The organism is Siculibacillus lacustris (genome assembly GCF_004328075.1).
Taxonomy (GTDB): domain Bacteria; phylum Pseudomonadota; class Alphaproteobacteria; order Rhizobiales; family Ancalomicrobiaceae; genus Siculibacillus; species Siculibacillus lacustris.
In genome coordinates, this window is record NZ_SJFN01000004.1 from 121,620 (window position 1) to 136,239 (window position 14,620).

Annotated in this window: 12 protein-coding genes and 1 pseudogene; 6 read left to right on the forward strand and 7 right to left on the reverse strand. The window is 68.3% G+C overall.

Going from position 1 to position 14,620, the window contains the following annotated elements; genetic code table 11:
• Nucleotides 1-29: 29 nt before the first annotated feature.
• Both EYW49_RS04170 and EYW49_RS04175 read right to left on the reverse strand, forming a co-directional pair.
• Nucleotides 30-590 (reverse strand): sigma-70 family RNA polymerase sigma factor, encoded by a 561-nt coding sequence (locus EYW49_RS04170; RefSeq protein WP_131306509.1) that lies wholly within the window; start codon nt 588-590, stop codon nt 30-32.
• Nucleotides 587-820 carry a NepR family anti-sigma factor gene (locus tag EYW49_RS04175; RefSeq protein WP_131306511.1) on the reverse strand — a complete coding sequence of 78 codons (234 nt, stop codon included), beginning with the start codon at nt 818-820 and terminating at the stop codon, nt 587-589. The genes EYW49_RS04170 and EYW49_RS04175 overlap by 4 nt, the downstream gene beginning before the upstream one ends.
• A gap of 226 nt (nt 821-1,046) precedes the next feature.
• Here EYW49_RS04175 and EYW49_RS04180 point away from each other — a divergent pair, with 226 nt between their 5' ends.
• From EYW49_RS04180 to EYW49_RS04195, 4 genes are all read left to right on the forward strand, one after another.
• A complete protein-coding gene (locus tag EYW49_RS04180; protein WP_131306513.1) occupies nt 1,047-1,847 on the forward strand; it encodes a response regulator in 801 nt (266 codons plus the stop codon).
• 80 nt (nt 1,848-1,927) lie between these two features.
• A complete protein-coding gene (locus EYW49_RS04185; protein WP_131306515.1) occupies nt 1,928-3,397 on the forward strand; it encodes a sensor histidine kinase in 1,470 nt (489 codons plus the stop codon).
• A gap of 178 nt (nt 3,398-3,575) precedes the next feature.
• Nucleotides 3,576-3,767, forward strand: a complete 192-nt coding sequence (locus EYW49_RS04190) for a hypothetical protein (protein ID WP_131306517.1) — start codon at nt 3,576-3,578, stop codon at nt 3,765-3,767.
• A 78-nt stretch (nt 3,768-3,845) separates the two neighbouring features.
• Nucleotides 3,846-5,138, forward strand: a complete 1,293-nt coding sequence (locus EYW49_RS04195; protein ID WP_131306519.1) for a mechanosensitive ion channel domain-containing protein — start codon at nt 3,846-3,848, stop codon at nt 5,136-5,138.
• 12 nt (nt 5,139-5,150) lie between these two features.
• On the opposite strand, the gene EYW49_RS04200 is transcribed toward EYW49_RS04195, so the two are convergent.
• From EYW49_RS04200 to EYW49_RS04215, 4 genes are all read right to left on the reverse strand, one after another.
• Nucleotides 5,151-6,224 carry a zinc-binding metallopeptidase family protein gene (locus EYW49_RS04200; RefSeq protein ID WP_131306521.1) on the reverse strand — a complete coding sequence of 358 codons (1,074 nt, stop codon included), beginning with the start codon at nt 6,222-6,224 and terminating at the stop codon, nt 5,151-5,153.
• Nucleotides 6,225-6,374: 150 nt separating this feature from the next.
• On the reverse strand, nt 6,375-6,947 hold the full coding sequence (locus tag EYW49_RS04205; protein WP_131306523.1) for a hypothetical protein: 573 nt from the start codon (nt 6,945-6,947) through the stop codon (nt 6,375-6,377).
• Complete coding sequence (locus tag EYW49_RS04210; protein ID WP_131306525.1) at nt 6,944-7,984, reverse strand: SAM-dependent methyltransferase; 1,041 nt, start codon at nt 7,982-7,984, stop codon at nt 6,944-6,946. The genes EYW49_RS04205 and EYW49_RS04210 overlap by 4 nt, the downstream gene beginning before the upstream one ends.
• 224 nt (nt 7,985-8,208) lie before the next feature.
• On the reverse strand, nt 8,209-9,384 hold the full coding sequence (locus EYW49_RS04215) for a flagellin (RefSeq protein ID WP_131306527.1): 1,176 nt from the start codon (nt 9,382-9,384) through the stop codon (nt 8,209-8,211).
• A 432-nt stretch (nt 9,385-9,816) separates the two neighbouring features.
• On the opposite strand from EYW49_RS04215, the pseudogene EYW49_RS04220 reads away from it, so the two are divergent.
• Nucleotides 9,817-10,185, forward strand: a pseudogene (locus tag EYW49_RS04220) (IS3 family transposase); the annotation flags it as partial.
• A gap of 433 nt (nt 10,186-10,618) precedes the next feature.
• Here the strand turns inward: EYW49_RS04220 and EYW49_RS04225 are convergent.
• Complete coding sequence (locus EYW49_RS04225) at nt 10,619-12,601, reverse strand: hypothetical protein (RefSeq protein WP_131306529.1); 1,983 nt, start codon at nt 12,599-12,601, stop codon at nt 10,619-10,621.
• A gap of 467 nt (nt 12,602-13,068) precedes the next feature.
• Here EYW49_RS04225 and EYW49_RS04230 point away from each other — a divergent pair, with 467 nt between their 5' ends.
• A complete protein-coding gene (locus EYW49_RS04230) occupies nt 13,069-14,598 on the forward strand; it encodes an SUMF1/EgtB/PvdO family nonheme iron enzyme (RefSeq protein WP_165498123.1) in 1,530 nt (509 codons plus the stop codon).
• The last annotated feature ends 22 nt before the right edge of the window (nt 14,599-14,620 follow it).

Below are 14,620 nucleotides of genomic sequence, written 5' to 3' on the forward strand. Positions count from 1 at the left end.
GTTCAGCCGGGATACCGAGGATGAGGGCTTCAGGCGACGTCGGCGGGCGACGCGGCGCCGGCGGAGACGACGCCGATCTCCGGTCCGAAGTCGTCGGCCGAGGTGACCGCCATCTGCTGCATCAGGCGCTGGCGGGCGCGGTTGACCCGGCTCTTGACCGTGCCGATGGCGCAGCCGCAGATCTCCGCGGCCTCTTCGTAGGAGAAGCCCGAGGCGCCGATCAGGATCAGCGCTTCGCGCTGGTCGGGCGGCAGGCGGCCGAGGGCCTCGCGGAAGTCGGCGAGGTCGAGATGGCCGTGCTGGGCCGGCGGCGAGACCATCCGCGCGGCGGCTTCGCCGTCGACGTCCTGGACTTCGCGGCGACGCTTGCGGTGCAGGCTGTAGAAGGTGTTGCGCATGATGGTGAACATCCAGGCGCGCAGGCTGGTGCCTTCGGTGAACCCGTCGGACGACGCCCAGGCCTTCATCAGGGTCTCCTGGACCAGGTCGTCGGCGCGGTCGATGCTGCCCGACAGCGAGATCGCAAAGGCGCGCAACGAGGGAATCTCGGCGAGCAGGGCGTCCTTGAGGCGCGGTGCCGACAGATTCATCGCGGGACCTGCGACGGTTCTGACGTCGTGTCGGCCGGAGCCGACGCATCGGTCTCGGCCGCAGACGGCGTCTCGCGGGATTCGAGCTGTTCGAGCAACGACTTGAAGCGATCGGGGACCGGTTCGGAGACCATCTGGTCATAGAGTTGGCGCAGCTGCCGCCCGATGTGGGCCTGGAGCTTGGGTTCGAGCGTCGGAGTGGGACGATCGTCGTCGCGGGAGGCATTCATCTTCGGATCGGCTTTCTACGATGGATCGGAATCTCGAGCCGCGACGAGGGATCTCCGGAGGTCGGGTGCGGCGTTGGTCGAGACCAGAACGCCGGTTCGACGCAGAAGTTCCGAGGGGCATGAAAAAAATTCGAAGGCCTGGAACCGATCACGACGATCGGCGTTTACCCCCCGGATCCATACCCCCGACCGTTCCGTACGGGGCTCGAGCGAGGTCGTTTCGAACATGTCCATCACAGCACTCGTCGCTCCGCAACTGCCGCTCCTGCGGCGCTACGCCCGCGCCTTGTCGGGAAGTCAGACCAGCGGAGATTCCTATGTTCTGGCGATGTTGGAAGCCCTGGTGGCCGATCCTTCGGTGCTCGACCGGAGCGTCGAGCCGCGCCTGGCGATCTACAAGTTGTTCTCCCGGATCTGGAATTCGATGCCCCTCAACGGCCGCGCCGAAGCGATCGGCGAGGTTACTCCGGCCGAGCGCCACATCGAGGCGATCACGCCGCTGCCGCGCCAGGCCTTCCTCCTGACCGCGGTGGAAGGCTTCGATTCCCTGCAGGCCGCCGACATTCTGGCGGTGACCCCGGCCGAGGTTTCGATGCTGATCGACGTGGCCGGCCGCGAGATCGGGGCGCAGGTGTCGTCGACGGTTCTGGTGATCGAGGACGAGCCGATCATCGCCATGGACCTCGAGGCGCTGGTCGCCGGGCTCGGGCATCGGGTGGTCGGCAATGCCCGCACCCACACCGAAGCGGTGGCGATGGCCAAGGCGGAACGGCCGGGTCTGGTGCTCGCCGACATCCGCCTCGCCGACGGCAGTTCGGGCCTCGCCGCGGTCAACGAGATCCTCGAGACCTTCGAGGTGCCGGTGATCTTCATCACCGCCTATCCGGAATCCCTGCTCACCGGCCAGCGCCCCGAGCCGACCTTCCTGATCGCCAAGCCGTTCCGCGAGGACACCGTCAAGGCGGTGGTCAGTCAGGCGTTGTTCTTCGGCGATTCCGCGACGTTGCGCCAGCGTCGCACGGCATGAGCGATCGTGCGTCGCCGGTCCTCCCGGTTCGGCAGGGGCGGCTTCTTCCGCTCGCGCCGGACCGTTCCGGCCATACGTGAATGCAGCAGGGCGCGATGGATCTGTTCGGTTATGCGTCGGTGATGGCGATGGGCATGGGACGGGCGACCGACGGGTCGGTCGCCGCTCTGCACGTCATTTCCGAACTGGTGACCGCCGTCGCCTGTTTCGCGGCGGCGCTCGGCATCGCCTGGTACGCCCGCCACCGACAGAGCATGGCCGACGAATATCGGCGCGTGGCGGTCCTGCTGGTCACCTTCGCGGTAGCCTGCGGCGTCACGCGGATCGTCGATCTGACCCTGGTGTGGTTTCCTTTCTTCTGGCTGGTCGGCCTGCTCGAGGCCTTCACCGCGGCGACCACCCTGGTGGCGGCGGTGGCGCTGTGGCCGAAGCTGCCGGGCCTGATCGCCCTGCCGTCGTCCCACGATCTGCTCGAAGCCAACCGGCGGCTGGCGACCGAGGAGACGGCACGCAGCGATCTGGTGGTTCGCCTGCAGAAGCTCAACGACGAGCTGGAGCACCGCGTCGCCGAACGGACCGCCGAGCTCGCCGAGGCCAAGCAGCGCTTCGAGATGGCGCTGCTCGGCTCGAACATCGCCATGGCCCAGCAGGACCGCGATCTGCGCTACGTCTGGGTGCACAATCCGCCGGAAGGGCTGAGCTCCGAGATGATCGTCGGACGCAAGGCCCTCGACTTCATGCCCAAGGTCACCGAGCAGATCCCCGACGGCGCCAAGACGCGGGTGCTTGACACCGGCCTGCCGGAACGGGTCGAAGTGTCGATGCATCTCGAGCGCGGCACCCGCTGGTACGACGAGCGAATCGAGCCGGTGGTGCGCGACGGCGACGTGGTCGGCGTGGTCTCGGTGGCGATCGACATCACCTCGCACAAACGCTACGAGCAGCATCTGCGCAGCCTGCTGCGGGAACTGACCCACCGGTCGAAGAACCTGCTCGCGGTGGTCCAGGGGCTCGCGCGCCAGACCGCCGAATCGGTCGATACCATGCCGGAATTCACGCAGCGCTTCGGCGCCCGGCTGCAGGCCCTGTCGGGGGCGCACGAGCTCCTGGTGCGGCGGTCGTGGCAAGGGGTCGAGTTGCAGGATCTGGTGCTGCTGGAGATCGAATCCGATCTGCCGCCCGTCGCCGATCGGGTGGGGATCAGCGGCGTCCGCGAGATTCTCGGACCGGAGGCGGCCCAGAACATCGCCCTCGGATTGCACGAGTTGATGACCAATGCCCTGACCTACGGCGCCCTGTCGACGTCCGGTGGACGCGTCGACATCTCCTGGGACCGGATCCGCATCGGCGACGTCGACCTGTTGGAGCTGCGCTGGTGGGAATCGGGCGGCCCGACGGTGACCGAGCCCAATCGTCGGGGATTCGGCCGGATGCTGATCGAACGTCTGGTGCCGCGGGCCATCGAGGGCACCTCGGAGCTCGTCTTCGCGCCGGAAGGCCTGCGCTGGACACTGCGCTTTCCGATCGACCGGCTGGTCGTCGACGCCTGAGGCGGGCGAACGCCCGCCGTCCCCGCCGATCCCGCGACGGAACCCGAACGCGCGCCCGGCGTTGGTCTCCGAGGGGCCGGGCGGCGTGGTCGAGCGACCGCGCGCCCATCCCCGACGACCACCCGAGCCGGCCGGCGCAGCCCTTCCGGCGAACGGCGGGCCAGCCAGAGGACGCGGCATGAGCAACCCCTTCGACCCGATGGACGGCGAGCGCGACGGCGGTCCGGACGAGGAGCGTCCGGTCGCGCCCGTGCCGACGGGTGAGCCCGGAACCCTCGTCGAGGGCGCCGCGGAAGCCGCCGAGGACGACGCCGCAGAGGCGGTCGAAGCGGCCAAGGACGCCATCGAGAAGGCCGGCGCCGTTCTGTGAAACCGACGAACGGAGCGGCGCGGTCGATGTCTCGGCACCGGCCGGCGTCGTTCGTCGCGTCCGCGAGAGGAGACGCCCATGGCGTTCACGCCCCCTTCGACCTTGCGGTCCCGGCTGCGGGACTTCGCCGTCGCCGCCGTCCTGGTGATCGCGGCCGCGGTCGGCCCGACCTTCGCCCAGGACGCGCCGGCCGAACCGCCGGCCAAGATCGCGGTGGAGAACCGCGGTCCCGGCGATGCGGCGATCGCCGCGCGGATCCGCGAAGTTCTGACGGCGATCGGCGAGCACGAGCGCATCGGCGTGCGGGTCGACGGCGGCGTGGTGACCCTGACCGGCCGGGTGGTCGACAAGGGCAACGCCGCCGAGGCCGAGAAGATCGCGGCGCGCACCGAGGGCGTGGTCACGGTGCGATCGGAGATCGCGGTGGACACCTCGGTCTCGCGGCGGCTGCAGCCGGTGGTCGATCGGATGATCCAGCGCTTCTGGGCCTATGTCGAACAGGCGCCGCTGTTCCTGGTGGCGGTGGCGGTGCTCGCCGCCTTCGTGGCGGCGGGCAACTGGCTGGCGGGGCGGGCCGCGCTGTGGCAGCGCCTGCCGCTCAATCCCTTCGTCACCGATCTGCTGTTGCAGGTGGTGCGGCTGGTGTTCGCCGGGATGGGGCTGGTCACCGCCCTCGACATTCTCGGGGCCACGGCGCTGCTCGGCACGATCGTCGGCGCCGCCGGCATCTTCGGTCTGGCGGTCGGCTTCGCGGTCAAGGACACGGTGGAGAACTACGTCGCCAGCATCATGCTGAGCCTGCGTCAGCCGTTCCGCCCCAACGACCACGTGCTGATCGGCGACAAGGAGGGGCGGGTCCTCAAGCTCACGTCGCGGGCGACGATGATGCTGACCGCCGACGGCAACCATCTGCGCATTCCCAACGCCGAAGTGTTCAAGGCGACGATCCTCAACTATTCGACCAATCCGCAGCGGCGCTTCGAGTTCGACCTGACGATCGAATCGACCGGCGATCCGACCGCCCGCCTGCAGGAGGCGGTGCGTCTGCTCGGCGAGATCTCCGGCACGCTCGCCGATCCGGGGCCGTCCCTGGAGATCCGCGAGATCGGCAAGGCGACGATCACCATCCGCTTCTATGCCTGGGTCGATACCCGCCGGCAGTCGCTCGAGGGCGCGCGCAGCGCGGCGATCGTCGCGGTGCGGCGGCTGTTCTTCCCCGAGGGCCCGCGGGCGGCGGTGCCGACCCCGGCCGACGCCGACGGGATCGCGGCGATCGCCGAAGATCCCGCGCGGCAGCGCGAGCGGGTGGAAAAGGCGCGCGCCAAGGACGGCACGCGCGATCTCCTGACCCCGAAGGCCCGCGAGGCGTGATCACCGGCGCCGTCAGGCGCCGGCGGCGGCGCCGCGCACCAGGCGATGGACGAAGGCGAGCTTGGCGGTGACCGCCTCGGGCAGGACGAAGGGATAGAGATCCGCCTGACCGAGGCTGCGGTTGAGGGCGTTGACCGCCACCGTCACCGGCACCCAGGCGGCGATCAGGTCGGGGACCTCGCCCTGGCGGTAGGGATCGAAATCGACCTCCGTCGCCAGCGCCTCGCCGGCCGGGCCCTTGGGCCGCAGCACCAGTCCGAAGGCCTGGGCGGTTTCGAGGGCGTCGACCATGTGGGTGTAGTGGGCCCAGGTCTCGGCGAAGTCTTCCCACGGGTGGGTGCTGGCATAGGCGCTGATGAACCGGTTGCGCCAATCGGCGGGGGCGCCCTCGGCATAATGCACCCGCAGCGCCTCTTCGTAATCGGCGCGTTCGTCGCCGAAGATCGCCCGACAGTCGTCGATCGGGCCGCCGTCGCGCACCAGTCGATCCCAGTAGTAATGGCCGATCTCGTGGCGGAAATGACCGAGCAGGGTGCGATAGGGCTCGCCCATCGCCTGACGGCGGGTCTCGCGCTGGACGTCGTCGGCCTCGGCGACGGCCAGCGTGATCACGCCGGAGTCGTGGCCGGTCAGCACCGGCTCGGTACGACCGTCGGGACCGGGCAGATCGGCCAGCGAATCGAACACCAGTCCATTCTCGGGGTCGGCCGTGCGGTCGGGCATCGGCAGACGCCAGCGGGTCAGGGAATAGAACAGCTGGCGCTTGGCCGCCTCGAGGCGACGCCAGGCGGCGGCGAGATCGGGGTCGGAGAGGTCCGGCACCAGCCGATTGTGGCGGCAGCACAGGCACAGGCCGGGACCGTCCGCCGCCGGAATCAGCCAGTTGCAGCCGGCGGCTTCGGCATTGTCGCAGAACAGGAAGGTCTCCGACGGACCGCCGACGGGCCGCCAGCCGTCGCCGACCGGCTCGACGGCGCTCATCGTCCAGCGATCCGGCCGATAGCCGAGCCGATGGCCGCAAGCGACGCAGGTGGTGTTGTCGAAATGCACGGCATTGCCGCAGGAGCGGCATTGGAACAGTTTCATGGGCTTCGTCTCCGCCGAAGCGTCGGATGGGGGGCGGGGTCGCCCGCTTCCCGCATGCGGTCGGAGTGCCGTCGATCGGCCATGCGACCCTCGCTCGCTGCGCGACCCGTCGTCGCGTGTCGGCAACGAGCCGAGCGGCGAAAAGTTCCCTCACGCTCGAGGTTCGTCTGCGCCGATCGTGCGGCCGCGCAAGGCGGCGAAGCGCAGACCGAGGTAGGCCGAGAGCGACGCGACGGCGAAGGCGTTGAGCTCGGCGAGGCGCGCCACGGCGTCGCCCGACCAGTCCTGCAGCGGCGGGCCGAAGCGGCCGTGACCGGCGACGAAGGCGAGAAACAGCGTCGCGACCAGGATCCGCGAGGTCCAGGGCTCGTCGGCGGGAATCGCCAGCACCGCCAGCAAGAGACAGGGGACCAGGAACAACTCGGTGCCGGCGGCGGCGCCGAACAGGCGGGTGGCTATCACCGTGTCGAGGAGGCCGAGCAGCGGCAGGGCGATCCGCACCAGCCGCGGCGCCCGTCCAGCCCCCCAGGCCAGCGCCGCCCACAGCGGGGCGGTGATCAGGGTCGCCGCCGAGGCGAGGACGCCGTCGCCGACCCACCACCACACCGACAGCGGGTAGAGCGGCTTGTCGACGAGGATCAGCCAGGCGACGCCGGCGGTCGCCGCGGTGAGCGGGTCGCGCGCGGCGGGACCCTTGTGGGCGGGGGCGGGCGCTTGCGTCACGGGCGGGCCGCGGCGGTGGGCGCGAGGCGATAGTGGCCGACGCCCCATTCGTCGCCGCCGGCATGGCCGAACAGACCGGCGGTGGCGAGGAAGAACAGCCGCCAGCGGCGGTGCCACAGGCCGGCGTCGCGGCCGTAGACCTCGGCGAGGATCGGCGCGATGCGGTCGGCGGCGGCGTCGAAATTGGCCAGCCAGTCGAGGGCGGTTCGGCGATAGTCGAGCCCCGACCAGCGCCATTCGGCCTCGACCGTGAACAGGTCGGCGAAGCGATGGGGCAGATCGTGGGCGGGCATCAGGCCGCCGGTGAAGAAGTGGCGGGCGATCCAGTCGGCCGGGTCGGCATGGTCGAAGCGATAGGAGCGCGAGCGATGGGTGAAGACGTGGAGGAACAGCCGACCGTCGTCGGCGAGCCAGCCGCGCGCCCGCTCGAGCAAGGTCCGCCAGTTGGCCATGTGCTCGAACATTTCGACCGAGACGATGCGATCGAAGCGACCTTCCGGCGCGAAGTCGTTCATGTCGGCGGTGACCACGGTCAGATTGGAGAGGCCCCGCCGCGTCGCCTCGGCCTCGATGAAGGCGCGCTGGGACTGGGAATTGGACACGGAGAGGATGGTCGCGCGGGGGCAGGCGGCGGCGAGATGGAGCGACAGCGAACCCCAGCCGCAGCCGAGTTCGAGGATGCGGTCGCCGTCGCGGATCCCGGCATGGGCGACGGTCTCGGCGAGCGCGATGCGCTCGGCCTCCTCGAGGGTGGTGGCGGCGGTCGGGTAGCGGCAGCAGGAATATTTGCGCTGCGGCCCGAGCACCAGAGCGAAGAACGCGGCGGGCACTTCGTAGTGCTGGGCATTGGCGGCGTCGGTATGGACGGCGACCGGGAAGGCGGCCATGTCGGCGACGAAGCCGCGCTCGGTCGCCTCCGGTGTCGCGGCGAGGCGACGCCGGGTCTGCCCGACCAGCCAGTCGATGCCGGCGAGGGTCAGGGAATCGGGGAGCGGGACGCGCTCGGCGGCGTCGATGGCACGGGTGACGAGGCTCATGGGGATCTCCTGCGGCGGATCCGACGGACGTCGCGACGGACCCGCGTCTGTTACGCGGGCCGGTGCTGAGCGGACCTCGCAGGACAAACGAATTCGCCCGTCCCGGAGTTGCGTCGGGCGACGAATTGTTCGGCTCGCGCTGCGCCGGGGGCGCCGGACGCGAAAAGGCGGCGGAGCCGAGGCCCCGCCGCCTTCCTTCGTTCGATGATCGTCGGACCGTCGGCTCAGAACAGGCTGAGCACGCTCTGGTCGGCCTGGTTGGCCAGCGACAGCGCCTTGGTGGACAGCTGTTGACGGGTCTGCAGGGCGAGCAGGTTGGCCGATTCCGCGTTGGTGTCGGCGGAGACGAGGTTGTCCGAGCCGGTCTGCAACGTGGTGATCATGTTGTTGGTGAAGTCCTGACGGGCCTGGACGACCGAGAGGTTCGAACCGAAGTTCGACGACTGGGTGCGCAGGGTGGTCAGAGCCGTGGTCAGCTTGTCGAGGACCTTGTTGACCTGCTTGTTGGTCTGGAAGCCGCCGTTCTCGACCTTGTCCAGGTTGAGGCCCTGGCTGTCGTAGCTCACGCCGTTGATGTTCATGTAGTTCTGATTGGTCCCGGTCTTCTCGTTGAAGACGGTCTTCAGATCATTGCCCATCAACAGGTTGATGCCGTTGTAACCCGAGTCCTTGGCCATCTGGTCGATCTGGTCGAGGATGCCGTTGAACTGGGTCGCATAGGACTGGCGCGCCGAGCTGGTGGTGGCCGCCTTGGTCGCGGTCGTGAAGCCGAGGCCGGCGGCGCCGGAGAGCGCGGTGGCGGTGGCGGTGTCGGAGGTGATCGCCACGTCTTCGCCGGCGGTGTCTTCGATCTGCAACTGGCCGGAGCTGTTCAGCGTCGCGTTGAGGCCGAGGTTGGAGCCGTTCAGCGTGGTCATCAGGTCGCCGACGGTCGAACCGGCGGTCAGCGTCAGGGTGATCGCGGCGGTGCCGGTGGTGGCGTTGCCGGTGGTCACGGTGATCTTTTCGCCGGAGGCGAAGCCGAGGCCGGTGAGCGAGGTCGAGCGGGTGTAGGTCGAGGTGTTGGCGCCGGTCAGGATGGCGTCGGAGGCGGCGTCGGTGGTCTGCAGCGCCTGCTTGGCGGCCGACTGGGCGTTCTTCACCAGGCTGGTGATCGAGGTGATGCCGGCGGTGGCGGCCTGCAGGGTCTGGACCGAATTGGAAATGCCGTCGAGCAGGTTCGACAGGTCGCCGGCGCGATCGGACAGGCCGGCCGAGGTGAAGTAGTTCACCGGGTTGTCGAGGGCGGTGTTGACACGCTTGCCGGTGGCGAGCTTGCCCTGCGCGACGGTTTCGTTCGCCTTGATCCCCTGGAGGGCCTGGAGATTCTGACGAACGCCGGTGGAGAGAATCGTGCTCATGGTACTCGTCCCTTCTGGGAGTTACTGTTACGCGTCCTCATTCAGAGGGCCGAGTCATCCAATCAATGAACTCTTTCGAGAACATGAATCACACGATGTAACCGGGCTTTTGTCGAGATGACTGCATTCTGATAGTTAACGAGCTTCACGGCGTATAGTTAATGTCGGCTGTGGAAGACTCTGTCTTCTCTCTCGCTTGTTGGTTCTCGCGAGATGGAGACTCCACGCCGACTCGGGGTGGCGCCGCCGCCGGGCCCCGCGCCGTTTCGCGAGACGAGGGTGGTCGACGGAGCGATGGCGCGGCGGAAAAGTCGGCGACGACGAGGGAACCGTCGGTGTCCCGGACGGGCACCAAACAAACGTTCCTAGGCAGTTCTAGGTATCCACAAATTCCGCTGTAATCCGCCAGTTTTGGCGCCTGAGTGTTTATCGTTGACCGCTCAACTCGTCACAGATGCCCTCGTCATGGCGATCTGGCGGCGAGGGAAGCCGGACGCGTTGCTGCATCATTCCGACCGCGGCAGCCAATACGTGAGCGAGCAGTTCCAACGCCTGCTCGCCGACGCCGGCGTCTCCTGCTCGATGAGCCGAGCGGGGAACGTCTGGGACAACTCGGCGATGGAGAGCTTCTTCTCGTCGTTGAAAACCGAGCGGGTCCGCAGGAAGGTCTACCGGACCCGCGATCAGGCGAGAGCCGACGTGTTCGATTACCTCGAACGCTTCTACAACCCGAAACGGCGGCACTCGACGATCGGCTACGTCAGCCCGGCAGAGTTCGAGCGGATGGCCGAATTGGCTTAAGGTCGTGTCCACGGAACCGGCAGCAGGCCGCTCTCGCCCATTCAGTCGGAAATGCGGTTGAGCAAGCTTATCGGCGCAGGGACGCGTTGGAAAAGCGCCGAAGCCTCATGGATGCTTGGGCGACGTTCGGTGCACCCGGTTGCAATTTGGGCGCTGTGGTGCTCCGAGAGACACCGCTCTCGATGTCTCGTGGAAAGATTGACGGTGGCAGTGTATATTACTTTGGGTTGTGCATTTGGAGATGGACCCGCGTCGAAGGAAGCCGGATGCCCTGCCCCGAGTGGGAGCGGATCGGCCCCGCCGTGCGCCCTCGATGGAGGGCACGTCATCGCGCCGAAGAGCGAGCCGGTTCGGAAACGCCACGTCGAGCGGCACCTCGGCACTTCGCCCCTATCCGGCGCGCCTGCACCGAGCGTGTCGCGCGGATTTCGACTCAAGCCGGCAGGCTCAGGCGCTTTCGCGCATAGAGAGCCCGCCAGCCGGACAGGTCCTCGCTCATGGCATTCGCCGTCTCACGGAGAATTTCGCTGGTCTGGTCGAATTCCAGGCGGTCTTCCGCGCGAGCGTAGCGGCGGTGCAGGTCTCGCAGACGCTCCGATGTCTCGCGCGATCGCTCTGCGAAACCCTCGAAATCACCGGTGAAGCGGATACCGGTGAGCGCCGCGCCGAACGCCGGGAGGAGGGCCGCAAAAAACACCAACCAATCTTTGGAGTGATAGAGAACGCAACACAACTGCTCGGCCACGGCACGGGCGCGTTCCTGCCAAGCGGCATGGAAGTTGGCGCCGGTCCAGTGCAGAACCTCGTAGACCACCCACGCGCCGAGATAGGCAACGAGAACGAAGGCGACCGCAAAGAACAGGCGATCGCCCCAGAGGTGGAGGCGATGATTCAGGTGCTCCAGCGTGGCCTGGTTCGCGTCGTTGAAGGCGAGTTGCTCGGCCACCTCGGTCTCGCGTGTGGCGATCAGGATCTTGCGCTGGCAAGTGGGATCGAGACTGCCGAAGGGGAGCCCCAATTCCCGGATCGTCGCGCGCAGGTACCAGCCGATCCAACTCTCGCCAACCGCCGACGGTGCATCGGGACGAGGCGACAGGCGCAGTTCGCCGACCAGGGACAGAAAGCGGGCGTGGCGCAGCTGCTCGGCCAGCGCTCGGGCGTCGAGCCACCGTTGGTGCCAGTGGCGTCGGCGGCCGGCGACGACGATCCAGATCACCCCGATGATGACCGCCGTTTCGAGGGTGACGAAGGCGGCCTTCCACCGTAGACCTCCCAAGCCGTGGTGCGGGACGAAGGGCAGCGTGCTGAAGAGCGTCACCGCCACCGCGAAGGTCGCCAGCATATAGGCCAGCACATAGGCGCTGCGATAGGCATGCGCGTGGCGGGTGGCGATCTGGTCGGCGGCGTGGAAGCGCGGGAGAAGAACCGTCTCGAGCCGGCGGGCGAAGCCCGCGCCGCGGGGCGCCCTGTCGAGGAACGGTCGCCATCTGTCTCTGGTGGCGTCGAGATCGTGGAAGCGAATACCGGACCACCGCCACCGCCAGAACGCCCAGCCTCGCCTCAGGCAGTCATAGGCGACCCAGGCGCAGCGCCGATGCGGCCGCTCGCGCAGGAAGGCGTCGAGGCGGTCACGGGGACCGAAGTCGATCGTCTCGGCCGACGAAGGTGCCGGTGGTCGGACGAGCGATGCGATCACGTCCTGGAGTGGTCCGTCCAAGGCGTCGGCCGGTTCGGTTTCGCGATCGAGATCCTCCGGGGCGAGCAGCAGTCGGGCTGCGCGGTCTTCGGTCGCCGACAGCCACAACACCGGTACGCCGTTCTCGAGCGCTTCGGCGACGACATAGCCGGTTCCGCCGAGGCGGATCGATTTCGCGCCGTCCCATACGGCGATCAACAGGTCGATCTGGCGCAGCATGAAGACGCCCTGGCGGGCATAGCCGGCCTCGGCGGAGGCTCCGACGGCCTCCTCGTCGTCGGGGTCGGCGGGATCGGAGGGCAGTTCGACGACCCGGTCGCCGGCGCGCTGCAGGGCGACGCGGAATTCTTCGCGCCGATCGATTCCGTCCGAGGACTCGTCGGCTGCGAAGGTGGCCTCGTAGGTCGAACGCGCGGCGGGCAGGATCGCCTCGACCTCCCAATGTCTGGGCGCGAGACGAACCGCCGACTGATCCGTACCTTCGGCGAAGCCCGTCAACAGGCGGATCCGGTACGGGCGGCCCCCCTCTCCGGCTTCCGGGCCGGGGCTGAAGACTTCGCTCGCATGGCCGTATTCGGCCGCACAAGACCCGTCGATGACCTCAAAGGCCTGCGCCATCCGCGCCTCGACGACGGAGCGAAAGCTGGCGGACAGGCGTGGTGGGCGATGGCCGGTGACACCGGTGACGAAGGTCAGCGTCGGTCGCGGAACGAAATTCATGGTGCGGCAATCCTCGCGTTGCCCCCGAAGTCTACAACTCCTCCGTGACGATGCGAGTCCGTGAAGCCCACGAGGCATCGCCGATTTCGGCCGCCACGCGCACGCCCCCGGCGCACCGGCGATGCCGCACCGAGGGGGCGACGGGGATCTCGGCGCACTCTTCCGTAGAGCGGGGGTATGGTTGTCCCGTGACCCCGGGGAGATGTTCAATCGCGCGGGGAAGCTCCCGTTCATGCGGCGTGAGCGTGGCCGAAGGGCTCCTCCCCAGGGAAGCGGCGATCACGAAGCGAGACCGAGGCGGGACGCGAGCGGGTGTCGAACCGGGCGCACCGCACACTCGGCGATCGTCACCCGCACGGCTGACTTTACGTGAGAACACCGAACACTCGCGCCGGCCGCCGTTTCCGATTGCCATGGCCTCATCTGGAATTTATCGTCCCGTGGTTGTGGGCGGGGACGTCTTTCCGATGCACGATGTCTTCATCAGCTTTTCATCGAAGGACATTCGTCTTGCGGAAATAATACGCGAGAAGATCGAGACGAGCGGCCCGCGCTGCTGGATCTCGAGCCGCGACGTCGCGCCCGGCGACAACTATCAGGCGGCGATCGTCGAGGCGATTCGCCGCGCGCGGGTGATGGTCCTGGTGTTTTCCTCCAATGCCAATGCCTCGCATGAAATCAGCAAGGAACTGGCGCTCGCCAGCCAGAATGAACTGACGGTCATTCCGGCGCGGGTGGAGGACGTGGTGCCGTCGGACGCCTTTCGGTTCGAACTCGCCACACGCCAGTACATCGACCTGTTTCGTGATTGGGACGCGGCGCTCGACCGGCTCGTGAAACGTGTCGGCGACGTGATTCCGAGCGACGGTATCGATCCGCGGCCGTCCTCACGCGATCGACCGCGAAAGCGGGGGCGGTGGACGGCGGCGATCATCGGCGCCGTCGGCATCGGGGTGGCGATTGCCGCGTCGGTGGGGTGGCCCGCCCTGCGGGAGCGCTTCGCTGCATCGGCGCCGAGCGCCAGTGTCGTCCCGCAACCGGCAACCGTCGCGCCGCCGCTCGCGGCGATCGCCGCCTCGCCCGCTGTCGTCGCGCCACCGCCGACGGCTCCGGCGGTGGCGCCCACCGCCGATCTCGTCGTTCCGCCGCCGGTGCGCCGCATCGACAGCGATCCGACACCCGTCGAGATCATGGCTGCCCCTTCGGCGTCCGAACCCGGTGTCGTCGGGCGGGCCTTCAAGGAATGCGCGAACTGTCCGGAGATGGTAGTGATCCCCGCAGGGCTGACGATGATCGGATCGCCCGATGGCGAATCGGGCCATGAGGCGAGCGAGGCGCCGCGCACCTTCGTCCGCATCGATCGGCCGCTGGCGGTGGGCCGTGATGCGGTGACCTTCGCCGAATGGGATGCCTGTGTCGCCGACGGCGCTTGTGGCAATCACTTGCCGGGCGACATGGGGTGGGGACGCGGGTCGCGCCCGGTGATCTTCGTCTCCTGGCACGATGGGCAGGCCTACACGGGTTGGCTGTCGCGCAAGACCGGCGCCGTCTATCGCCTCCTCTCCGAGACCGAATGGGAACACGCCGCCCGCGCCTGCCGCGACGCCGAGTGTCGCGATCTGCCCTTCGGCTTCGGCCAGACGATCAGGCCCGACCAGGCCAATTACGATACCCGACAGTCCTACGGCGGAGGCAACAAGGCGCAGGCGATGCGCCGGACGGTGCCGACGCGGGCGTTCCGGCCGAACGGTTTCGGGCTGTTCGACATCGTGGGCAACGTCGCGACGTGGGTGGCGGACTGCTGGAACCCGACCCTCGCCGGGCTCCCGCCGAACGGATCCCCGCGCACCACGGGTGACTGTTCCGGCCGTGTCCTGCGGGGTGGAAGCTGGAACGATCCGCCGATTGCCCTGCGCAGCGCCGCCCGTGCCTGGGACGTCGCGACCACCCGTCAACCCCACATCGGCTTGCGGGTAGCTCGCGACCTGACCCCGTGAAGCGAAGGTCGAGGAGAAAGCC